The organism is Vibrio sp. 10N.222.55.B11, assembly GCF_041473705.1.
GTDB lineage: Bacteria > Pseudomonadota > Gammaproteobacteria > Enterobacterales > Vibrionaceae > Vibrio > Vibrio crassostreae_C.
Genome location: NZ_JBFRST010000046.1, coordinates 1 through 21567 on the forward strand (window position 1 = coordinate 1; position 21567 = coordinate 21567).

Below are 21567 nucleotides of genomic sequence, written 5' to 3' on the forward strand. Positions count from 1 at the left end.
TCCAATTAGGAAACAAAGCCGTAGCGAGTTCAGCCCTATGCTCCATAAGAGCCTGAGATTTATCCGCTGTAAAAATCGTATGGGTTTGGGTCAGTTCCTTTAACTGTGGCTGATATACATCGTCTATCTTGTCTTTTTTAACCTTACACTCTTTCTCGGCATCAAGTTTTTGCTCTGTTAGGTCAGACTTTTCTTTATTGAACTTACTAACAAGGTTTTGTTTGTCTTTCTCATACTTTGCTTTCGCATCATTTACCTTAGTTTCAAGATCGGCGTAACTTTGTCTTTGTTGTGCCACCCTGTCTTCCATTTCTGGCAATTGCTTTAGCTTAACGGACAGTTCTGGATAACCACTATTTTCGTATGTTATAAGCTTGCTGTGATGTACTTCGATCTCAGAGTTAATACTTGTGATAGAGCGTTGAAGAGCGCTCTTTTGAACCTCTTTATCAAGCTTATCTTGATTAATTTCGCCAATCTGCTTGTCACTGTTTTCAAGAAAATCTGAGCGCTCGATTTCGGTTTTCTTAAGAGATTCATCAAGGCTTTCAGAGGCTTCACGAATGATTGTTAAGGCATTGGCGAGCTGAGTGGTTAGATAGGCAATCTGCTTATTGTTCGCAATAGCTTCAATGAACGCTTCTTTTTTGGCTAGGAACGCTGTTAGGCCGTTGTAGTCATCACACCATTGTTCAATTCTGTTTGCATCCACACCAAACTCTAATGTGCTATTTCCTTGCTCGAGGATATCCAGGAAAAGCGCCTTTGTGTCGGCCATATTGAATTCACCTTGAATCAACGCCGCTGTGATTTTTTCAATGTGACGGACATCATGACGACCAGAGCACAAAGAGTAGCTCAGGAACTGATTGCTCAAATTCCCTGCATTAATATTTTGGATAATTTCGCGGTACTCTTTGACGCTAGTAATACGCGACTCGTATTCTAAGCCGTTAGCGTTCAGCTCCGCGGCCAGCTTTGTACAGCCGATAGCGTAAGGCTTATCTTCGCTGTCTTGTTTAATGATCACTGACTGCTCAAACTGACCTTTGACGAAAAGGTAAACAATGCCACCTTTAGTACTAAGGTTTCGATAACAAATGACATGAGCAACTTGACCACGAGCAGTAATGTACTCGAAAACAATATAACTGTTGTTGTGTGGTAAATACCATTCGGCAAAGGGCTTATTGACATTCGATTTCCTGACGATCTGCGTGCCAGTCGCCCCATAAAAAAACGGAATGAGCCTTAAAAGTGATGTTTTGCCTTCTCCGTTACCGCCAGTGATCTGAGTGGGAGCGTCAAAAGAATACTCAGAAAACATCTTGTTTTTCTGATAAGAATTTATTGCGATAACTTTGGTCAATCCGGCATACATCATCGTATCTATCTCGAGTTATGTTGTTTTTCTTGACTGAAAATCAACCAGTTTGAATTTGTGGCCACTAAATCAGGTTACAGCTTTCAATACCATCGACTCTCTCACAGTAAAGATTCCTGACTTTTCCTGCCCTTGTCAATATCCACAATAAATATATGTACTTTTTTGCTACATGTATATACTGTATACATCAACATGTGACATTTATGAGCACGAACATGAATCAAGCAGATATCAAATGGGACCAACAAGTACGATTTCGACTAATTGAGATAATTGCTCTTTGGGAGGGTCGACTGACGACAAATCACCTATGTGATGCTTTTCACATAGGGAGACAACAAGCTTCCAGGGATATCAACAAGTACATTAGCTTAACTGACCAAGGTCAATTGATACTGGATAGAACAATTAAAGGCTATAGGCCAGCAGACAACTTTAAGCCTTTATTTACTCAAGGCACTGCTCATGAGTATCTACTTATGCTTCATCAGCAATATAACCAAGAAGAGACCTTCGAGTTCTTTAATTGGGGGGAAGCTCAATCGACCGTATTGAACGTTCCTGAAAGGGCTATATCACCAAGCATTGTTCGAGGATTAATTGCGGCAGCAAGGGCTAACCTTCGAGTCGATATTGACTATGTATCGCTCTCTACACCTGAGGTTCGAGGTCGAATTATTGCGCCTCACAGCTTAGTCTATGATGGGATCAGGTGGCATGTAAGAGCATATTGTGAAGAGAAAAATGAATTTCGAGATTTCGTGTTAAGTCGCTTTAGGAACGAACCTGACTTAATGGATAAGTCACCAAAAATGCGAGAACATGATGACAACTGGAACCATCAAGTTAAGTTAACGATTACACCTAATCCTTACTTGTCTGAGCAACAACAAGTTGTTGTTGCTGACGACTACGCTATGAAAAACAAGAAGATGGAAATAGTAACTCGTGGAGCTTTAGTCAATTATTACTTGCGACGTATGAGCGTCATACAAGACCAAAAGCTGCTAAAAGAACAACCAGAAGCCTACCAATTGACAGCTTACTTTGACGTAAGTCTACCTAGATAAATCAAGGTTCGTTCGAGACAGCCCGATAAGATTGGTGATGTTCTAGATGGAACATTACCTGTCTACTCGAAACTAGGGCTGACTGTATTTATGGTGTAAAGATCCATGAATATACGCTCCTTGCTGAATGCTTTAAAACAGCAGCCTACATCTATTGTAAAGTGACGACTAAAAACACCCTACATTTCACTCGATAAGTTTTTAGCTAATATTCCTTTTCTGATACCAAATAACCTCTGACACATCACAATCAAAGTACTGACACAAGGCATCAAGAGTTTTTGTGGTTGTAGTGTACCCTTCATCTCGGATCATTTTCGCCATGGCCGAACGCTGAATACCTATTTCGGCAGCAATTTGAGCTCCAGAGATCTTCCGTCCCTCTTCCGCTGATTTTTTATCTATAAGTTCCTTTAAGTTATATCTAATCACACATCAATTCCTAAAAGATATAATAATGTGTCTTGATAAAACACAAACAATGGAGGTCAAATGGACCAATTATTACTTACAGCAAAAGAGCTTGCAGGTCGTATCAAATTTAGCGCCAACTATATCAATTCGACTCTGCGAGATTCAATTTTCATCGAAGGTAAACACTACATTCGACCATTCAATGGTAGAAAAATTCTCTACATTTGGGAAGAGGTAGAGGCAGAATTATACCAATCTGCATCACGTAACCTTCAGTATATTCCAATGGCTGGCGGGAGGGTGTGTCATGGGTAGTATCAATTCACGTAGCGGTAAGCTCTATCTCGACTTCCGATATGAAGGTATGCGTTGCCGTGAGCAAACTGCACTGCCTGCAACTCAAGTAAACCAACGCAAGCTACAGAAACTGCTAAATCAAATTGAAGCGGACATTCGCCTGAGTTGTTTTGTATATAGTGAGTACTTCCCTGAGTCTAAGAAAGCTCAAACATTTTTGAAACAAGACATCCAAGCTCAAAAACGCAAACAGGAATTACTTGGTAATTACAAAACGGCAGTACAAGGGCTACAAGGAATTGAAACTGTCTTGTTCGAAAGCTTCGCACAGGAGTGGTACGACGAAAACGAAGTGCGTTGGAAAGAAAGCTATAAGGACAGTATGAAGATCTACTTATGGTCGTACCTTGTACCTCACTTCGGGCATTTAGACGTCGCGAAGATCTCTCGACCTGACATCTTAAAGTACCGTGCTTCTTTAGTGAAACCGCGTAACAACGGCAAAAAATTATCTGCCGAGTTCATTAATCATGTCATGACACCACTGCGCATGATTTTGAGCGAAGCCGGAGATCGCTATGATTTTCGTTCGACGTTTGAAAACATCAAACCACTACGTGTTGAACGCACTAATGTAAACCCGTTTGATTTTAATGAAGTGAACTTGTTTTTATCATCGGTACGTTCCAATTTTAAAGATTACTTCACCGTTCGTTTCTTCACCGGAATGCGCACCTCAGAGATCGATGGTCTGAAATGGAAGTACGTAGATTTTGAGCGTGGTTTAATTTCAGTTCGAGAAACGTTTGTACACGGCCGTTCAGACACAACGAAAACGGTGGGTTCAACAAGAGACATTCAAATGTCATCTGTTGTACTTAAAGCTATAAAATCCCAATACAAAGTGACTGGTACTAAGGAGTATGTGTTCTGCAATGCAGTTGGAAACCCTTTAGATAAAGGTAACGTCAGAGACCGAATCTGGAAGCCGACACTTAAAAACTTGGGAATGGAATATCGCCGCCCTTATGAGACTCGACATACGACTGCAACATTATGGTTAGCAGCCGGAGAAGCACCTGAGTGGATAGCTCGCCAAATGGGCCATACCACTACAAAAATGCTGTTCACAGTTTACAGCCGATATATACCAAACCTAACCAGGCAAGACGGCAGTGCTTTTGAAAAGTTATTAGATGCTAATTTAAATGGAGGAAAGTAAATGGCTTATTCACCTCTAGCTATTCACTGCACCAGTTTGTGCTGTGACATTCTTCAGGCTCAGCGTTTTCAGAAAATCTCTCATCAAGATATTGATTGGCTATACGATGAAATTTACGAACTTATCAAGCAACGTACTGAACTGTGGCCAGATAAATTCCATCATGAACATGTCTTTATTGATTCAGTCACGCGCGGTGTACTAAAAGCACTACATCTATGTAAAGACAAGCCAAATAATCGAGATGCCAGTTGGCTGTTGATTGCAATGCAATCACGGATCAGTTTTTCTTTGAAGCAATTGCATTAATGAGAGCTACTCAAAAAAGAGCCAAATGAACCCATGTTTATTTGGCTCTTTTCTATTTCCCATTTTTGAACATTTCCATACTCTTCTTGAATCTACCCTCACCTACAACTGGCGCCTAGTTCACCTTGAAATAACTCATCAGCCATCACCCGTTAACAAGAACACTATAATTTATTGCACACCCACTTCACTGGCCGCACAAAGTTAGCGTTGATAACTTGAACCTAAGTTCTATAGTAGTTTTGCATTAACCGTAGTGCTGGACCCTTCAAACCGCACCAGACTCAGATTAACGAGAGCACTCTTTTTAAAAATGTGCTGATGACTATTTCTTAAATGTTCTGTTACTCCCAACTGTAGATGCTTAGAAGGTTGTCACAGCATGGTCACCACGCGGTCACAAATCGAGTTTGAGAGATATGAGTCACTTAGCCCATCCAATAATTATTCAACGGGGAGGCAGACAAGAATGATGCTATTTAAGGTACTTTCCAGAAACGCAGACACAAAAAAGCCCACGCTAGGTGGGCTTTTTGCTTGTTCAGAAAGAACGAATTTGGTGCCGCTACTGGACTCGAACCAGTGACACCTTGCATGTCATGCAAGTACTCTAACCAACTGAGCTAAGCGGGCGATGTTCTAATTTCTTATTACTACCATTGTGACAAACTCAATAGTTATGCAATAAAAACAAATAAGGAATGGTGCGTCCGAGTGAACTCGAATCACCGACCCCCGCCATGTCAAGGCGGTACTCTAACCAACTGAGCTACGGACGCATTCCCTTAGAACGCCAACGATGATATCCATGATAAACAGATGGTGCAAGTATTAACTGGCATCTTGCGATTCGTTTGCTCACTTTGCAATCAAAGACATAACAACATGTCGATTTTACACCCAGATTATCGTCAAACCGCTGAAAAACAAAGTTTAGTTAGAAAAAATTCTAATCCTTGATGACAACCAATTAACTAACCTAATGTGTTCAATTTGGGATTTTTGTTGTCTATACCGTTTTTCTTGGCCTTTACAGTAACCATACAGGTATAGATCAATGCCTATATTTAGTGTCAAAAATTTTGCTTGCCCATTGGGTTACCGTAGTATTTTGATCATTATAAGTGAAAGGCACACAGAGGCTTTGTAACTCACTGAAATACATCATTCATAAAAATCACCACGATTTTGTAATCGTCGTCATCGAATTACTAGGCCGCAATGACTAAATTCGGATTTTTCATATAAAGTGGCCGGGTTATTACCAACATACATAAATACGATAGCACTCTATAGTCGAAAAACATCAGCTACAATTAATCTCCCTCAAGAGCAACAATCTATAAGCAATTCAAAACCCAACCCCACACATCATAGCTATTTTGAATACATACAGCACAGTAATACATAATGAAATTTGCATAATGGTAAAGCGCGCCTATATTCATAACCTGTAGGAATCAATGATCTAAATTCAATGCTATACGTGAATTTATGGTTTGCGATAAATACAAGTGTGAAAAATAGGGAATAAATTATGAAAAAATCACATATCGCCATTGCAGTGGTGAGCATACTATCGACATCTGCCGTATCGGCGGCGACCATTTATGAGACAGATGAAACAGTATTCAATATCGGCGGCCGCGCAGAAGTTCGAGGGAATTTCTCTGATGCGAATAAAAGTGCTGGTAATAGTAGCACCTATAGTGATAGATCACGTGTCCGCTTAAGTGTCGATGGCACACAAAAAGCGTCGGACGATGTTTCCTTTTTTGGGAAATATGAATTCGAACTAACAGAGTCTGAAGATGGCGCATCAGATGATATCGGCATTAACACTCGATTCTTATATACGGGTGTTCAAACCAATCACGGTAACGTCTATTATGGCCACCAAAATAATGCCGTTACCTACTTAACCGATTGGACGGATATGGCTGAAACCTTCAGCGGCTATATCAATGAATACACGGTGTCGACTGCTGATCGAGCAAAAAATGTTTTACGTTATGAACTGACAAGCGACAACATCACCTTTCAAATTGATGGCAATTTCAATTCAGATAGTGAATCAGCACAAAGTGACGGCTTCGGTGCAGTTGTCGCCGGCAGCACTTCGATTGGGTTAGATATTGGCGTCGGTTATGCGTCAAGTGATGAAACCTATGGCGTTGGGACAGATACAGAAACTTCTGATGCCTATATTGGTGCGGTTAAGTACACCAACGATCAGGGGGTTTGGTTCGCCGCACTCTATCAATTTGGTAGTATTTCAGGTCTAGGCGTAAAAGATTCAGACTACGATTCTGCCGATGCTTACTTGGGATACTCGTTTGGTGTCAACACCGTCAACCTGACCTACAGCTACTTTGAAGCTGACGATATTGCAGATTACGACATTAACTTTATCGGTCTAGAATACGCACGTTATATTGGCGATGTGGCCTTCTTTGGTAGTTATAAGTTTAACATGTTAGACGAGGGCGAAGGTGGGCAAGGCGATAACGACGAAGATGAGCTACAGCTCGGTATGCGTTACGCGTTTTAGTCTAAACCAATCCACTTAATATTAGTAAAGCCGAGCATAATCAATGCTCGGCTTTTTAGTTTGTATAACTTATTCGTATCTAAGCGATTGAATCGAGTCCAACCGGATGCATTACTATCGATACCAACTATTCTTCAACATCGAATACAACGTTGTAGTTTTCGGTATAGGTGCAGTTTGGCTGGCGGCTACAAGTGAAAAAGCGTCGGCCTTTGTAATCGCCTTGGCTGGCCAGTTTGATGATCATCGGGCTGCCACACTTCTTACAGAATCGAACTTCTTTTGATGGCTCGATTAAATCGATGTGTGCTGCCAGTAACCTCTTCAAACGGCTCACTTGGTAGCTGTGTTTAATAGATGCACCAATCAGTGGCAAGCCTGCCGATTTACACACGTGGATCAGTAGCTTTTCTCGATCGGCCTTTCCCTTGTTGAGCTCTTTGCCGTTATCAAGTTCTATGATCACGCGGGGCTCTAACGTTCGCGGGTCGCACACAACAAAATCAAAATAGCTACGTGAGATTTTATTGTTGGCGATAAACCAATTCTTCTTGTTGTTCGCCTTAGCAGGAACAAGAACGTTCGACATGCTGACCTTAGCAAACACTTCGCCATGGTTGCCCACCGCGGATTTAAGTGCGTTATAAAATGTCGCCTGTTGCGCCGACATCAACGACCCTTTTTTCTGGTAAGCATGATCTTTGGTGTCGTCATGCTTCACTAGATAATTTTGGATAAAGTAAAAGAACATAACCAGAACAATTACAACGATAAAGATATTAGTCATTTTCCAACACAATCACGTCTGTATAGGGATTAAGAGAGTGGCTAGCGTATGTAGAAAAGCCTCACGTGGCAAGCAAAAGAGCGAGAGTTGCCAACCAGAATCACGACCTTTGAATGCTGTAATCAACAAGAGGTCGCTCATACGCTAGACACACCTCTCCTATTTGATAATCAAATCATCAATTACACTCTAAATTGACTTAGATCAATTTACCTAAATTTGTGATCAACTAGTCTGAAAAACGTTAGGCAAATGTTAATAAGGAAATTGATATGGAACTCAAACAAGACCCAAGATGTTATACGGACGTATGTGTAGACGGTAAATGATTCCACTATGACCACTGCGGAACCCAAGCCTACATGTTAAAGGGAGGAGCTTCGGCTGTGATTGAACTCGCTAGCGAACCAGCGACAGAAGGCGAATTGGTTGAAATGCTTCAAGGTGTCGCTAAGTAACTCATTTAGAAAATGTTGATATAGATAAACTCGACATATCGCTAAGTAAACCCCACTTCTCACTCAAATTTTGATATTAGCGATCTCAGAGTGTTCCAGAAGCCATTCTTATCTCACGAAGATCAGAATGGCTTTTTGTTTCCAGATTAGCGATTAACTTTCAGCAATGATGACTTGATTCCTACCCGACTCTTTCGCTTGATATAGTGCATCATCCGCGGCTTTGAGGTACTTCTTGTAAGTATCTTGATTGAGTTGCTCATGAACAATACCAATCGACGCTCCTATCGATGTGGTGAGGTCTAAAGAGCCGGAGTGCGTATCAATGGGTGTTTCAGAAATAGCTAAACGGATAACGTTCAACTGTTGCTCAGGATCAATGGAACCAGACAGCAACAAAACAAACTCTTCCCCACCCCATCTTGCCACTACATCGTTTGTTGATAAGATTTTCTCTAAACGCTTAGCGACTTCCACCAGCACTTGGTCACCAATATCATGGCCATAAGTGTCATTAACTTGTTTGAAGCGGTCTAAATCTAGAATAGCGAGCGTATACCCAAACGACGACAAATGATGTGGCATCGGCTGAGTTAACCGTTGCTCTAAGTAACGCCTATTGTATAAGCCTGTCAGTTCGCATCTTGTTGATTGCTTAAGTAGTTCTTTGTTGGTCTTCTGGATCGAGCGTAACCTTATCAATAGTAACGTGGCGCTTATCATCACCATGATACCCAAAGCGACGACGATTCGATTCCGTAATTGCTGCTTATCTAATGTCAGCTCACCCAACTCTTTTTCTGCGTTAAGCAGTTCGTTTTCTTGAGCTAATGATGCCGTAGCGAAATCTTGCTCGAGTAAAAAGATATCACTCTGGCGCTTATCAAATAGCAGCGCTTTATTACCCTTGTAATAGAGCTTGAAGTAGCGAAGTGCGTTCTCGCTGTCGCCTCTTGAATCATAGTATTCAGCAAGTGTTCTTAAGCCGAGGACCTTCCAGCTGCGAGTCCGCACAACATCGAACATTGCAGACGATCGCTTTAGATCAGCAAAAACAAAATTATCTCGGTTCAAACCAATGTTCGCTAAGGCTCTATTTAGGTAACACTGCCCCAATTGAAGTGTGTATTTGTCCACGCCTGGGTATCTAAGACACAAGTTTGCGACTTGTCGTGCTGACTCAAAGTTCTTTTCCGCCAACAACACATCACTCTCTGCTTTTAATAGGATGATTTTGTATCGTTCACTCACGTTATCGCCATTTAGCTTAGCCGCACTTTGATATGCTTCTCGGCCTTTGACTAAATCACCACTGCGCAGATAAGCAAAAGACTCATTCACATGCAGCACGCCGATGGTAGACGCTTCGAGTAGTCCACTCTTGTAATAGAGCTTTTTGGCTCTTGTAATCAGCTTGAGCGCTTTAGGCCAGTCTTCCAAATAGATATAAAGCAGTGCCATATTTGACACTAACTTGCTGTTGTAGATGTGATGAGGGTACTTCTTACCAAGGTCTAAACCTTTATGGAAAAAGTATTGAGCTTCAGGAAAGTCATTGCGGATGTTATTGATGACACCAGCCGTGTTATAGGCCTTAATCAACAACTCTTCATAGTGGAGCGATTCTGCGATATCTATCGCAGCTCTGATTTGGATTTCAGATTCCGCTAGCTCACCCGTACTGATGTATTCGATCGCTAATTCAACGAGAGATTGGGCCTTTAACCAACCCATATGTTCGTGTTGTACGAGTGCTTTAATCTGCCTGACGTATTCGGAAACCGCTTTGGTATCCAACTTATGTTGCGCGAGGTTCGACAAAATCATCAATTCGTAAGCACGATAGATGGCTTTATCTTGGTCTGGGAACTTGGCTTGGAGAGCCTCAAGTTGTAGGGAAGCTAAATTAGGGTCACCACGAGATACATCGAGAATATCGATCAACGCAGATCCATATTGAGAGAGTGATAACTCTTTCTCTGGACTATAAACACTCGGGTTTTCAGGGCGAATATGCTTTAAACCGTCGTCATAAGTTGGATAGAGCAAATACAGCCCCAGCACAATACTCATCAGCACCACGAAAAGGAATGAACCTAACACATTGTTTCTATTCATTTATCAGGGCCATTATTGATTGAATTCCAATTTTATTGACGTTTTTTAAGAGCGGTCAAACATTATACCCGACAGATATACAGATTAAAATCCTGCGCACTGGTGGATCTGAATTGGGTTTTTCTCATTAATTAGAATAATCAGGCAACTTTCTTGATTTAACTCAGACAATCATCTACCTCATTGGCGTTATAGTGATTTTCCTGTTCCTACCTCCGCGGCTTCTTTTTGAACAAGCGGAAGCATAATGAGAATTAACAATGACCCAAATTAATGAACAACGTCTTGTAGAACATTTCTGCGATCTAGTGAAAATTGATAGTGAATCTCGTAACGAAAAAGCGATTGCTGAAGCTTTGGCTGAGCAACTCGGTGAACTAGGTTTTGAAGTTCACAAACTGGCGGTTCCTGAAGAAGTGTCTAATGGTTTCAACATCTACGCTCGTCTAGATGGCACTCTTCCAGGTAGCACAGTGTTCAGCTGCCACATGGACACAGTAACGCCAGGCATCGGCATTGAGCCAATCATCGAAGACGGTATCATCCGTTCAAAAGGCAACACAATTCTAGGTGGTGACGACAAGTCTGGTATCGCAGCTATCATGGAAGCGGTTCGTTGCATCAAAGCAGAAGGCCAAGAGCACAAAACTATCGAGATTGCGTTTACTGTATTCGAAGAAGGCGGTCTGTTCGGTTCTTTGAACTTCGACATGTCTTACATTCAATCTGAGCACGCAATCGTACTTGATACAGGCGGCCCAATTGGCACCATCGTAAACGCAGCGCCTGGCCAACAGAAGATTGTAGCTAAAATCAAAGGTCGCCCTGCTCACGCTGGCTTAGCACCAGAAGAAGGCATCAGCGCAATTCAGGTTGCTGCAGACGCAATCACTAAGATGAACCTACTTCGTATCGATGAAGAAACGACAGCAAACGTTGGTATTGTTGAAGGTGGTCAAGCGACTAACATCGTAATGCCAGAGCTTAAAGTCGTGGCTGAAGCACGTTCTCTAAACGGCGAAAAGCTAACGGCTCAAGTTGAACATATGATCTCTACATTCCAAGAAAGTGCTAAGCAGTTCGGCGCTGAAGTAGAAATCGAATCAACTCGTGCTTACGATGCATTCGTTATTGCAGACGATCATCCGCACATTCTTTCTATCAAATCGGCGTTTGAGAAGCTTGGCGTCACAGCGAACACTAAACGCACTGGCGGCGGTAGCGATGCAAACAACTTCAACGCAAAAGGCCTGACAACAGTTAACCTTTCTACTGGTATGGCGAAAGTTCACACCACTGAAGAGTACATTGCAGTGAAAGACATGGTCGCAATCACTGAGTTTGTTGTGGCTTACGTAACGCAATAATCGAATCCATTAGTTAGGTAGTCACTTCTATCTAGCACAATGAAAAAAGCCGAGACATCATCACGATGCTCGGCTTTTTGTTGTTTAGGTGAACATAGAAGGTCGAATCTAAAACCCTCTACGCTTCCAGAATTGGCCTTCGTCTTTTGCTACTAGGTCGAATGTCTTGTCGGCGATGATGTTGCCTTTTAGCTCAACCGTCATGCGCCACTTTCCTAGCTTGTTCGAGACAGGAGCCCAGATAGTGTCACCTAAGTAGAAATCCCAGTCATTGTTACCGACATACTCCTCACCATCAAACGGTTCGAGCACTTCACCTTTGTCTGTGGTGATGTTTGGGTGATAAATGCAGTAACGGATCTTCTCACCTTTGGCTTTTTTGATATTCAGGATATAGCCAAACTCTACGTCGATTTCAGCATCAACGGTGGTGGTGAACTCTTGGATTTTTGGAAGATCTTTAGATTTTGAATCCCATGTGGAATAGATACCATAAGAAGTCATGTCGACCACAACAGAGCGCTTTGCCATTTCAATCGTTACCTTGAAGTTGTTCTATTAATTTAATTCTATTTGCCATTCAGCCACGCAAGCAGAAGAAGAACGAGGCTATTCTTGCCAGTCTTTCGCCATACGCTTAATTACTGAAGGTTCAATGTCGTGAATAGTGCCATATTGCTCTCGGCACACTTCGATAATTAATTCTGCTTTATATTTGAGTGCAAGTTGGCGGTAGGCTTTCATTTCCCAATGCTTAATAAAGGTATTTGAAACAACCACATCAAACCCTTGCTTTAAGCCGTTTTCAGCTGTGTTTTGACACCACTCATGAGCTTGTCGCAGCTGCCTAGGATCAAAATGGTACTCACCTTGCTCATTCACATAATACATATCGGCTTCGACATGCAATGCATCGTAGGTTTTTGCTTTTGTTGATTTGCCAGAACCGGGCAACCCTCGAATGAGTATTAACTTCATCTGTCACTTTACAGGCTAATTCGAAAACATGAGTTTATCGTAAATAGTAAAGAGTTGCTCTGATAACTGCCTCTGCTCAGCATCCGAAAACCAACTACTTAAACACGACTCAGATAATCACTGAATACAATGAGACTCCCCTCGAAGTGCGGGGATTGCTTCTGATAGAAAACACAAATAATTTACATCTAGCCATTTTGCATATCGACAAGCGTACCAAACTACTATAGATTTAGATGTATAGACGTCTACATATCTAGCTTAGGGAGAAAGCTGTGCCTATTCGCATTCCAGACCAATTGCCAGCATCCGATGTTCTTCGTGAAGAAAACATCTTCGTTATGCCGTTATCAAGAGCATCGACACAGGAAATTCGTCCACTTCGAGTCTTGATCCTCAACCTAATGCCGAAGAAGATTGAAACTGAAACTCAATTTTTACGCCTACTATCGAACAGCCCATTGCAAGTTGATGTAGAGCTGCTGCGCATTGATGACCGACCAAGTAAAAACACACCGACTGAACACCTTGATAACTTCTACCGCCAATTTGAAATGGTCAAAGAAAGAAACTTTGATGGATTGATCATCACTGGTGCGCCGCTTGGCTTGGTTCAATTTGAAGATGTGATCTACTGGGATCACCTGAAAACCATCATGGAATGGGCAAACAAGCACGTTACTTCAACGCTATACGTGTGTTGGGCGGCTCAGGCTGGTTTGAAATTACTCTATGATTTGCCAAAACGCACTCGTAAAGAGAAGCTGTCTGGTGTTTATAACCACGAGATACATAACCCATACCACCCTATTTTACGTGGCTTCGACGATACATTCTTAGCTCCGCACTCTCGCTATGCGGACTTCTCTCAAGAGTACTTAGCGGAACATACTGACCTTGATGTTCTTGCAACTTCTGATGTTGCAGGCGTATACCTAGCAGCAACCAAAGATAAGCGAAACGTGTTTGTAACGGGTCACCCTGAGTACGACTCTCACACACTTCACAATGAGTACATTCGAGATTTGGGTGAAGGCATGGAGCCTGTGATACCAATCAACTACTACCCGAATAACAATCCAGACAACAAACCGGTTGCAAGCTGGCGCAGCCACGGACACTTGTTGTTCTCAAACTGGCTAAACTACTGCGTTTACCAACAAACGCCTTACGATCTGGATCATTTCAGCGAAGACAACTTTACCAAAGACGATTAAGTTCTTTCTTCCGATTCACAAACACATAAACCGTGTTCAGTATGTTGTTGATAAAACGACGAATTGGACGCGGTTTTTTTATGGTGTGTGGGTCGCATTCCATGATAGATTTACGACTTCAATGGGTTTGATTTCATATGATGGGTTGGTGTTCATAAGGAGCTTCACATGCCTGCCAAGCCATCATTTTCAAATCCGATTTCGTTGTCCCGCCCTCTTTCGTTATCAAGTGTGGTACTACTTGCCTCGCTTTCCTTGGCCGGTTGTGTCTCTGTCACTGAAGGACCGCCAAAGATTGAAAGTGATCCTATCGCGATGTCTGAATCTCGAATCGAATTAGGTTTGGGCTATATGGGACAAGGCAATATGGTGAGAGCGCGTGAAAACCTTGAGCTCGCGATTAAACACGCACCTAGCTACTACCGTGCTCGGCTTTCAATGGCGCATTACTACGAACAAGTGGGTGAAGTAGATGAAGCGAGAAGCACTTACCGCAAAGCACTCAGTCTTGATTCAAGAAATGGCAATGTATTGAACAACTACGGTACCTTCTTGTGTAAACAGGGCGAATACGAACAAGCCGATAATTACTTCAATCGCGCCATCGACCAACCCTACTACTACTTGGTGTCTGCAAGTTATGAAAACGCCGCGTTTTGCGCATTTAAGGCTGGCAATACCGACCAAGCGAAGTACTACTTCAGCAGAGCGATTGACCACGATCCAAACCGCGTAAAATCGATACTACAGTTATCAAAAATTGAAGTGAGTGACGCCGATTACAATGACGCTCGAATCCGTTTATTCAAATTCCACCAGCGTTATGGCTATGAAATTCCATCGCTTAAAATCTTGGTCGATCTCGAAAACAAAGCAGGTAACAAAGCTCTAGAGCAGAAATATCAGAGTAAGTTAGATGAGTTGCTTTCTGCTTAGGTTATATGCAAAACACAAAAAAAACGGGCTTGTTGCGTTAACAACAAGCCCGTCCGTATTTCAGCTTAATATCTTAACTAAGTGCAGCCGCTATTTTAGCGCGATCCACTCTTGTCTTTGCTCATCGTCCATAAAGGTCCATGCGATAAAGCGACTTACCTTCTGGCCTTGTGACATCTCGACGACTTTCACTTGTTTAGCTCTAAGCTTGCCAAGCTCTGAACGAACCATATCGACGTTATCTTTCTTAGAAATCAATGTCGTAAACCACAAAACTTGAGTAGCAAAAAGTTGACTCTCTCTCGCCATCTTCATAATGAAAGCGGCTTCACCACCTGGGCACCAAAGCTCGGCTTTTTGACCACCAAAGTTTAAGGTTGGTTTATCTTGCTTAGTTGATTTATCTAACTTAACTGGCTTCTTATTCATTTCTGGCTTGAACGACTGACCGGCTTTCTTAGCACGGTTCGCCGCTAGATTATCCAGTTTACGTTGTGACCCCTTTTCAGCCTCTTCAAGAGAGCTGTGGAATGGCGGGTTACAAATAGTGACATCGTAACGTTCATTATCCTTAATCACGCCCTTAAAGATAGATTCAGAGTCAGCTTGTAGGCGAGCGCGGATCTTACCTTTTAGATTAGGGTTGCTTTCCGCTATGAAGTTCGCTGTTTTGATGGAGACTGAATCAACATCTGTCCCTGTACAACGCCACTTATACTCTGTCGCACCAATGATTGGGTAGATACAGTTTGCACCGACACCAATATCTAATGCTTTCACAGACGCGTGGTTATAGGGTTCACCTTGGCCATCGCTATTAAGGATGTCGGCCACTCTGTGAATGTAGTCTGCACGACCAGGAATTGGCGGGCACAAGTAACCAGCAGGAATATCCCAATGTTTAACGCCATAGTGATGCGCCAACAAAGCTTTGTTGAGTAGCTTAACGGCCAATGGATCAGAGAAATTAATGGTGTCTTCGCCAACCGGATTCTTGATCAGATGCTCTTTTAGCTCAGGCAAGGCTGCAACTAGTAACTCGAAGTTATAGCGGCCAGTGTGCTGGTTTCTTGGGTGTAATCCACCTTGAGGTTTTTCAGCCGAGCGTCTTTTCTGAGCTGCGTTCTTGTTAAAAGCCGTTTTATTGAAAGAACCCTTATTCGATGATCCTTTATTTGCACCCTGCTTCCCTTTACTGTCTTTTGCAAAAGGTCGCTTTGCTTTGTTATTGCCCGCGCCTTTAGGTGCGCTATTCTTGCGGCTTTTATCAGATGTGTTGTTTGTAGAAATACGCTTGTCGCTGCTTGGCTTAGCTGTACTTGGCTTAACATCAGCTTGGTTGTCTTTTGTTTTTGCTGATGAAGTGCTGTTTTTCGACAGGCTTAGCGTCGTTCTATTTTGTGATTGGCTCATTGGGCTACTTCTTTAAATCTAAATACATCATGAATAAACGGGCATCCAACTCAAGTTGATGATATTCCGGTTCCATGTGACAGCATAGTTGGTAAAAGGCTTTGTCGTGCTCTTTCTCTTTGATATGCGCCAGTTCGTGTACCACCAGCATTCTTAGCAAAGGTTCTGGTGCATTTTTAAAAACACTGGCGATACGAATTTCATTCTTTGATTTGATCTTTCCACCGTGATTCTTAGCAACATAAGAATGCAGACCTAACGCATTATTGATTAGGTGTATCTTGCCGTCGTAAATCACTTTGCTGATCGGTGGTGTTTTTTTCATGTAGCGATTTTTTATCTCAATCGCATAGTCAAACAGGGCTTTCTCGCTTTTTATTTCATGATTCTTTGGGTAGCGAGCTTCAAACCAAGGCACCAATTTACCCGACTCTACAAGTTGAGTAACAGGATCAAGAATGTGCTTAGGATAGCCTTGAATATAGCGTAAAGAAGGATGCATGCTGAAAGACCGTACAAGTTACACCACGACAATACGTTGTGGTCTTGAAAATTGAGCCGCATAGTGTAACTGATCACACTTTTCTAATCACCTAGGATTCGTTACACTTTAGCGAGATTCACCAAGAGAATGAAAAAATGAAACGTGTTGTATTGTACGTCGCAGACAAATGCCCGCACTGTAAAGATGCCCAAAGGTATTTAGACTCTAAGAAAATTGTTTACCGCCTGACGAATGCAAAGATGCAGCGTGGTCGTAAAGAATTACAAGCGATGGGTGCTCGTTCTATCCCCGTGCTTAAGATCGGCGATCAAGTGATGGTCGGCTGGAATCAGAAGAACTTCGATAAGATGTATAACTCAAAGAACACCTAACGTGCTCTGAGCCAGTCATACTTCTATACAACAAAGCCCGAATATCCAATCTAGGATGTTCGGGCTTTGTTTATTTAAATCTTACTAAATCACACATACCGCTTAACGAAATCAATAAAGGTTCTGTCAGCTTTCGACAAATACCCTTCCTTTCTCCAGGCCAACGATAGATTCAGTTTTACAGGGTCTTTAAATGGCACGCCTATCACGTCTTTCTCATATTCCGTCACTAAGCTCAACAGCGCGGTGATCGCAAACTCTTGTTTAACGATAGAAAGAATCATCGGGAGCAAGTTGGTTTCAAACGCAATGGTCATATCAAGATCGTACTTCTTACAGGTCGCATCAATAAAATCGCGGTGGAAATAGCCCGATTTAAACATGATCAGCTCTTGAGCAAAGAATTCTTCAAAGGTCATCGAAGGCTGTTGTGCTAGCGGATGCTCCTTACCGACAACGGCGACCATCTCAGAACTTAACAGATGATCCGTTTCCAAATCATCTGGAACGTTCTCATGATTAATTACGCCAATATCGAGTTCGCCGTTTAACAGCATTTCACGAATCGATGCGGTGCCAGCATCAATCAAGGTCAACTTTAGGTTTGGGTATTGGCTTTTAAATGCCATCACTACTTGAGGGAAAAAGTAACTGCCCATCATACTTGGAGCGCCTAATCGAACCTCGCCTTTTTCTAGCCCCTTTAGTTCATTCATCGCGAGCTGAGCATCATCAAACTGCTGGGCGATTCGCTTTGCATGCTCAAACAGTACTTTGCCCTCCTCCGTTAAAGTGACGGATTTATCGCCTCGACGGAATAGAATCAACTCAAGCGTCTGTTCTAGTTTTTTAATAGAAATGCTCAATGCGGGCTGCGCGATATGCAGCGCTTTGGCGGCCTGAGTGAAGTTACCAAACTGCGCAACAGCCAGAAAATGTCGAAGAGGTTTTGATTCAAGCATGGCGATATATTTAATATATAGAGGTGATATTTTTAATATATTTCTTTAATCACACTTGTGCTGATAACTTGTTCACAAATAGCTTACTAACTCGTGCAGGCACAACGTAAATGTTTGATAAAGGCAGTCTTCAATACAAACGCATCACCCAATCATTGGCGATTGGCTCGTTTATCATTTTCTGTAACCTTTACCTCTTTCAGCCAATCTTGCCGCACATGGCGGAGCACTTCCAAGTATCTGAAACTCAGATCAACTGGTTGTTTGCTGCTACAACACTCGGCCTTTCGATTAGCTTGGTACCTTGGGCAATTGCCTCTGAAACCTTTGGTCGTAAACCCATTATTCTGTTCAGTCTGTTCGCTATCCCATTAATAGGGTTAAGCATGGTGTTCACGACTACCTTGTTGCAACTCGTTATTGCCCGCGCATTTATGGGCATCGCTGTGGCGGCGTTTGCTGGTGTGGCGGTTGCCTATATGGTTGAGGAGTTAACACCCAAAGCCTTTGCTGTCGCGATTGGAGGTTATATTGCGGCCAACTCATTGGGTGGAATCTTCGGACGTGTATTAGGCGGCTTAATTACAGACTATTTCGATTGGCATGCAACTGTACTGTTTTTCGTTGTCGGTTCATTGCTTGGTGCACTCTTTATTGCCTATCGCCTACCTGACCAACAGAACTTCAAACCTCAAAAAGGGCTGTTCTTTCATCACAACCGCTCCGTTGTAATGCACTTAAGAAACCGTACCTTGTGGCTTGCCATGTTGATTGGTGGTGCTAACTTCGCGCTGTTTGTTAACCTGTACTCTGTAATGGGCTTTAGGCTAGTATCCGAACCTCACTCGGTACCCGTTGGTTTAGCTTCACTGATATTCCTATGTTACTTGGCCGGTACGGTAAGCTCTAAGCTCTCCAACAAATGGACACTTCGCTTTGACCCGTTAAACGGTATATTGATGGGCGTGTGTATTAGCTTAATCGGAATGCTAACTTCTGCCATCGACAAAGTCCCGTTCATGTTAGCAGGCTTGTTATTGATTAGTGGCGGCGCGTTCTTCGCCCATACCCTTGCCTACTCTTGGGTAAGTCAAAAAGCGCCGAGCGCTAAGGCGACAGCAACCGCACTTTACTTAGTACACTATTACATAGGCGGGAGCTTAGGTGGTTTCTTACTCTTATATTGTTGGCAGCTGTTCGGTTGGAATGGCGTGATTGCGGGCGGTTCAATCTTCTATGTCGCGATATTTGCTTGGGTCTACCAGTTGAAACAGCTACAAGTATCGGCGTCTAAACTTGCACAAGCATAAGTACGACTAAGGTTGTAACTCAATTATTGCTTTTGATTGACGTCCGTTCTGATATCCTACGCAAAATTTCATTTCGGAACCTGTTATGTCGAACACTCAAAGCACAGATCTTCAAACAACCCACGACCAAGTAAAACAGTGGTTAGACGATGTCGTTATTGGCCTAAACCTGTGTCCATTCGCAGCCAAGCCACAACGTAATAAACAGATTAAGATCTTTGTGAGTGAAGCGAATACGGAAGAAGCGTTGTTGCAAGACATCATGACGCATTTCGTAGAGTTAGATAACACGCCAGTCGCTGAATTAGAGACGACTTTAGTGGTGGTTCCTAACATGCTGCAAGACTTCTTCGACTACAACATGTTCATTGATTGGGTTGAAGCGTTGATCAAACAGCAAGACTGGGAAGGCGTTTACCAAGTGGCAACGTTCCATCCTGACTATTGCTTTGGTGGTGCGGATCCAGAAGACGATGAAAACCTAACGAATCGCTCTCCATACCCTGTTTACCATTTGATTCGTGAAGCAAGCATGGAAAAGGTACTGAAGCACTACCCTAACCCTGAAGCGATCCCAGACACCAACATCGCAAGAGTTGAGTCTTTAACGCCAGAAGAACGCCGTCAACTGTTCCCTTACTTGTTTAGCTAATAGTTCAGTTAATCGCTAACATGATGGCTCATATTCCTGAGCGCTCTTGATGATATGGACGAGAAATGAACTGATCTCGTCCATTTTGTTTCGCAATGTACAGACACTCATCGGCAACTTTGATGAGCTTATCTAACGCCGACATCCTTTCCCCTTTGGTATCCCCTGTACTCAACTCAAAATGACACGCACCAATTGATATAGTGACAGGCTTTCGATCCAGTGTGATTTTCTTCATCTCTTGCAAAAGAATCATGAACTTATCTTCAACATAATTTGGTGTTTTATTTGGATACCAAAGAATGAACTCTTCACCACCAAAACGCGCCACAAACTCACCCTTTTGAGTGTTATTGTTCAGCACGCTCGCCACTTTCTTTAATACAACATCGCCCATTTGGTGACCGTAAATGTCGTTAACCTGTTTAAAGAAGTCGATGTCGACAACCGCCAAGGTTCCCTTTCCTAAAGAGCCTTTTAACTGCTCGACTTCCGCATTCAACGTTTTAAACAAGCAACGTCTATTTGGCAAGTGTGTCAGAGGATCATACAGAGCTTGATACTCCAATTTCTCATTCAACTCTTTGAGTTTTCGTTCTTGCTGCCTTCTAACCAGCTCCACTTCGATCCATGATGCCATTAGTCTCATCACGTCGACATCGAACTCTTTGAACTCACGATGATAGGGTGCTGGGCTTGAAAAGTTTAAGGTGCCATAAAGCTCATCATTAACGAAAATGGGAACCCCAATATAAGACTCCAAGCCAAAAGACTGGTAAGCAGGATGCTTCGCATACTTATCGTGTTTGCCACAATGCTCAATACAGATAGGACCAATCGATTTACAGGTAATTTCGCAATAGGTTGAACGATAATCAAAAGTGTCACCGCTATTGAGTTCTACCCCTTCAGGCGTAACACAATGTTCAACAACATAAGTATTGCCATCGACTTTCGATAAGATACCAATATCAAGGTTGAAGCGTTCAAGTCCCATAATAAGCAGCTGAGCGATCTGAATATCGAAGCCCTTTCGATAATCATTGGTGATTTGATACAAGCGGCGTATAACAATTTCGCTTTCACTGGCTTGGTTCATAAATGGGATTCCACTACTGCTGACATTAATGGCAACATTAATATTTCGTATATTAAGAAGAGTAAAGTGTAAAAAAACATAATAATCAATTAGTTTGTATGCAAAATACCTCATTGGTCCAATGAATAAAAGTCGCGTTCTTCC

At 42.4% G+C, this 21567-nt stretch carries 21 protein-coding genes, 2 tRNA genes and 1 pseudogene; 12 read left to right on the plus strand and 12 right to left on the minus strand.

Annotation, left to right across the window (positions count from 1 at the left end):
- A partial coding sequence (locus AB4503_RS16710; RefSeq protein WP_372115408.1) for an ATP-binding protein occupies window positions 1-1327 on the minus strand: 1327 nt, incomplete at its 3' end.
- A 275-nt stretch (window positions 1328-1602) separates the two neighbouring features.
- Here AB4503_RS16710 and AB4503_RS16715 point away from each other — a divergent pair.
- Window positions 1603-2457: a WYL domain-containing protein gene (locus AB4503_RS16715; protein ID WP_372115409.1), complete on the plus strand. Its 855-nt coding sequence runs from the start codon at window positions 1603-1605 to the stop codon at window positions 2455-2457.
- Between the two features lie 201 nt (window positions 2458-2658).
- Here the strand turns inward: AB4503_RS16715 and AB4503_RS16720 are convergent, their stop codons facing one another.
- A complete protein-coding gene (locus tag AB4503_RS16720; RefSeq protein WP_102393890.1) occupies window positions 2659-2889 on the minus strand; it encodes a helix-turn-helix transcriptional regulator in 231 nt (76 codons plus the stop codon).
- A 60-nt stretch (window positions 2890-2949) separates the two neighbouring features.
- Here AB4503_RS16720 and AB4503_RS16725 point away from each other — a divergent pair, with 60 nt between their 5' ends.
- The 3 genes from AB4503_RS16725 to AB4503_RS16735 are packed head-to-tail and all read left to right on the plus strand — an operon-like array spanning window position 2950 to window position 4699.
- A complete protein-coding gene (locus tag AB4503_RS16725) occupies window positions 2950-3186 on the plus strand; it encodes a hypothetical protein (RefSeq protein WP_102321027.1) in 237 nt (78 codons plus the stop codon).
- Window positions 3179-4390, plus strand: a complete 1212-nt coding sequence (locus AB4503_RS16730; protein WP_372115410.1) for an Arm DNA-binding domain-containing protein — start codon at window positions 3179-3181, stop codon at window positions 4388-4390. The genes AB4503_RS16725 and AB4503_RS16730 overlap by 8 nt, the downstream gene beginning before the upstream one ends.
- Entirely contained in the window at window positions 4391-4699 is a 309-nt protein-coding gene (locus AB4503_RS16735; protein WP_102321029.1) for a hypothetical protein, read from the plus strand.
- A 557-nt stretch (window positions 4700-5256) separates the two neighbouring features.
- Here the strand turns inward: AB4503_RS16735 and AB4503_RS16740 are convergent.
- Both AB4503_RS16740 and AB4503_RS16745 read right to left on the minus strand, forming a co-directional pair.
- Window positions 5257-5332: transfer RNA gene (locus AB4503_RS16740), tRNA-Val, on the minus strand.
- 69 nt (window positions 5333-5401) lie between these two features.
- Window positions 5402-5478 (minus strand) — tRNA-Val (locus AB4503_RS16745).
- A gap of 758 nt (window positions 5479-6236) precedes the next feature.
- Between AB4503_RS16745 and AB4503_RS16750 the strand changes: the two genes are divergently transcribed.
- Window positions 6237-7250 carry a porin gene (locus AB4503_RS16750; RefSeq protein ID WP_229647281.1) on the plus strand — a complete coding sequence of 338 codons (1014 nt, stop codon included), beginning with the start codon at window positions 6237-6239 and terminating at the stop codon, window positions 7248-7250.
- A gap of 127 nt (window positions 7251-7377) precedes the next feature.
- Here AB4503_RS16750 and AB4503_RS16755 read toward each other — a convergent pair whose 3' ends face one another.
- Window positions 7378-8037: a DUF2726 domain-containing protein gene (locus AB4503_RS16755; protein ID WP_372115411.1), complete on the minus strand. Its 660-nt coding sequence runs from the start codon at window positions 8035-8037 to the stop codon at window positions 7378-7380.
- A gap of 272 nt (window positions 8038-8309) precedes the next feature.
- Between AB4503_RS16755 and AB4503_RS16760 the strand changes: the two are divergent.
- Window positions 8310-8495: pseudogene (locus AB4503_RS16760) on the plus strand (hypothetical protein).
- Between the two features lie 153 nt (window positions 8496-8648).
- Here AB4503_RS16760 and AB4503_RS16765 read toward each other — a convergent pair.
- The gene (locus AB4503_RS16765; RefSeq protein WP_372115412.1) at window positions 8649-10613 is read right to left on the minus strand and encodes a diguanylate cyclase domain-containing protein; all 1965 of its coding nucleotides are present in this window, start codon (window positions 10611-10613) and stop codon (window positions 8649-8651) included.
- Window positions 10614-10873: 260 nt separating this feature from the next.
- Between AB4503_RS16765 and AB4503_RS16770 the strand changes: the two genes are divergently transcribed.
- Window positions 10874-11980: a M20/M25/M40 family metallo-hydrolase gene (locus tag AB4503_RS16770; RefSeq protein WP_017059177.1), complete on the plus strand. Its 1107-nt coding sequence runs from the start codon at window positions 10874-10876 to the stop codon at window positions 11978-11980.
- 108 nt (window positions 11981-12088) lie between these two features.
- Here the strand turns inward: AB4503_RS16770 and AB4503_RS16775 are convergent, their stop codons facing one another.
- On the minus strand, window positions 12089-12511 hold the full coding sequence (locus AB4503_RS16775) for a DUF3859 domain-containing protein (RefSeq protein ID WP_019824122.1): 423 nt from the start codon (window positions 12509-12511) through the stop codon (window positions 12089-12091).
- A 78-nt stretch (window positions 12512-12589) separates the two neighbouring features.
- Entirely contained in the window at window positions 12590-12958 is a 369-nt protein-coding gene (locus tag AB4503_RS16780) for an ATP-binding protein (protein ID WP_102333268.1), read from the minus strand.
- A 275-nt stretch (window positions 12959-13233) separates the two neighbouring features.
- Between AB4503_RS16780 and metA the strand changes: the two genes are divergently transcribed.
- A complete protein-coding gene (gene metA / locus AB4503_RS16785) occupies window positions 13234-14175 on the plus strand; it encodes a homoserine O-succinyltransferase (protein ID WP_017066439.1) in 942 nt (313 codons plus the stop codon).
- 168 nt (window positions 14176-14343) lie between these two features.
- Window positions 14344-15111: a type IV pilus biogenesis/stability protein PilW gene (gene pilW, locus AB4503_RS16790; RefSeq protein WP_372115413.1), complete on the plus strand. Its 768-nt coding sequence runs from the start codon at window positions 14344-14346 to the stop codon at window positions 15109-15111.
- A gap of 90 nt (window positions 15112-15201) precedes the next feature.
- Here pilW and rlmF read toward each other — a convergent pair whose 3' ends face one another.
- Both rlmF and AB4503_RS16800 read right to left on the minus strand, forming a co-directional pair.
- Window positions 15202-16524, minus strand: coding sequence for a 23S rRNA (adenine(1618)-N(6))-methyltransferase RlmF (gene rlmF, locus AB4503_RS16795; protein ID WP_372115414.1), 1323 nt, complete (start codon window positions 16522-16524; stop codon window positions 15202-15204).
- Window positions 16525-16528: 4 nt separating this feature from the next.
- Complete coding sequence (locus AB4503_RS16800; protein WP_004734935.1) at window positions 16529-17026, minus strand: YgjP-like metallopeptidase domain-containing protein; 498 nt, start codon at window positions 17024-17026, stop codon at window positions 16529-16531.
- Between the two features lie 137 nt (window positions 17027-17163).
- On the opposite strand from AB4503_RS16800, the gene AB4503_RS16805 reads away from it, so the two are divergent.
- On the plus strand, window positions 17164-17400 hold the full coding sequence (locus AB4503_RS16805; RefSeq protein WP_016786183.1) for a glutaredoxin family protein: 237 nt from the start codon (window positions 17164-17166) through the stop codon (window positions 17398-17400).
- A gap of 89 nt (window positions 17401-17489) precedes the next feature.
- On the opposite strand, the gene AB4503_RS16810 is transcribed toward AB4503_RS16805, so the two are convergent.
- On the minus strand, window positions 17490-18362 hold the full coding sequence (locus AB4503_RS16810; RefSeq protein ID WP_017066171.1) for a LysR family transcriptional regulator: 873 nt from the start codon (window positions 18360-18362) through the stop codon (window positions 17490-17492).
- A 110-nt stretch (window positions 18363-18472) separates the two neighbouring features.
- On the opposite strand from AB4503_RS16810, the gene AB4503_RS16815 reads away from it, so the two are divergent.
- Window positions 18473-19672, plus strand: coding sequence for an MFS transporter (locus AB4503_RS16815; RefSeq protein WP_372115415.1), 1200 nt, complete (start codon window positions 18473-18475; stop codon window positions 19670-19672).
- Window positions 19673-19757: 85 nt separating this feature from the next.
- Window positions 19758-20324 (plus strand): DUF1415 domain-containing protein, encoded by a 567-nt coding sequence (locus tag AB4503_RS16820; RefSeq protein WP_372115416.1) that lies wholly within the window; start codon window positions 19758-19760, stop codon window positions 20322-20324.
- Between the two features lie 28 nt (window positions 20325-20352).
- Here the strand turns inward: AB4503_RS16820 and AB4503_RS16825 are convergent, their stop codons facing one another.
- Entirely contained in the window at window positions 20353-21423 is a 1071-nt protein-coding gene (locus tag AB4503_RS16825) for a diguanylate cyclase (RefSeq protein WP_372115417.1), read from the minus strand.
- Between the last annotated feature and the right edge of the window lie 144 nt (window positions 21424-21567).

Excerpts from the sequence above, each read along its gene's own strand:
- AB4503_RS16715 (WP_372115409.1), top strand. The coding sequence starts at position 1,603 with ATGAATCAAGCAGATATCAAATGGGACCAACAAGTACGATTTCGACTA.
- AB4503_RS16725 (WP_102321027.1), top strand. The coding sequence starts at position 2,950 with ATGGACCAATTATTACTTACAGCAAAAGAGCTTGCAGGTCGTATCAAA.
- AB4503_RS16730 (WP_372115410.1), top strand. The coding sequence starts at position 3,179 with ATGGGTAGTATCAATTCACGTAGCGGTAAGCTCTATCTCGACTTCCGA.
- AB4503_RS16735 (WP_102321029.1), top strand. The coding sequence starts at position 4,391 with ATGGCTTATTCACCTCTAGCTATTCACTGCACCAGTTTGTGCTGTGAC.
- AB4503_RS16750 (WP_229647281.1), top strand. The coding sequence starts at position 6,237 with ATGAAAAAATCACATATCGCCATTGCAGTGGTGAGCATACTATCGACA.
- AB4503_RS16755 (WP_372115411.1), bottom strand. The coding sequence starts at position 8,037 with ATGACTAATATCTTTATCGTTGTAATTGTTCTGGTTATGTTCTTTTAC.
- AB4503_RS16765 (WP_372115412.1), bottom strand. The coding sequence starts at position 10,613 with ATGAATAGAAACAATGTGTTAGGTTCATTCCTTTTCGTGGTGCTGATG.
- AB4503_RS16770 (WP_017059177.1), top strand. The coding sequence starts at position 10,874 with ATGACCCAAATTAATGAACAACGTCTTGTAGAACATTTCTGCGATCTA.
- AB4503_RS16775 (WP_019824122.1), bottom strand. The coding sequence starts at position 12,511 with ATGGCAAAGCGCTCTGTTGTGGTCGACATGACTTCTTATGGTATCTAT.
- AB4503_RS16780 (WP_102333268.1), bottom strand. The coding sequence starts at position 12,958 with ATGAAGTTAATACTCATTCGAGGGTTGCCCGGTTCTGGCAAATCAACA.
- pilW (WP_372115413.1), top strand. The coding sequence starts at position 14,344 with ATGCCTGCCAAGCCATCATTTTCAAATCCGATTTCGTTGTCCCGCCCT.
- rlmF (WP_372115414.1), bottom strand. The coding sequence starts at position 16,524 with ATGAGCCAATCACAAAATAGAACGACGCTAAGCCTGTCGAAAAACAGC.
- AB4503_RS16800 (WP_004734935.1), bottom strand. The coding sequence starts at position 17,026 with ATGCATCCTTCTTTACGCTATATTCAAGGCTATCCTAAGCACATTCTT.
- AB4503_RS16805 (WP_016786183.1), top strand. The coding sequence starts at position 17,164 with ATGAAACGTGTTGTATTGTACGTCGCAGACAAATGCCCGCACTGTAAA.
- AB4503_RS16810 (WP_017066171.1), bottom strand. The coding sequence starts at position 18,362 with ATGCTTGAATCAAAACCTCTTCGACATTTTCTGGCTGTTGCGCAGTTT.
- AB4503_RS16815 (WP_372115415.1), top strand. The coding sequence starts at position 18,473 with ATGTTTGATAAAGGCAGTCTTCAATACAAACGCATCACCCAATCATTG.
- AB4503_RS16820 (WP_372115416.1), top strand. The coding sequence starts at position 19,758 with ATGTCGAACACTCAAAGCACAGATCTTCAAACAACCCACGACCAAGTA.
- AB4503_RS16825 (WP_372115417.1), bottom strand. The coding sequence starts at position 21,423 with ATGAACCAAGCCAGTGAAAGCGAAATTGTTATACGCCGCTTGTATCAA.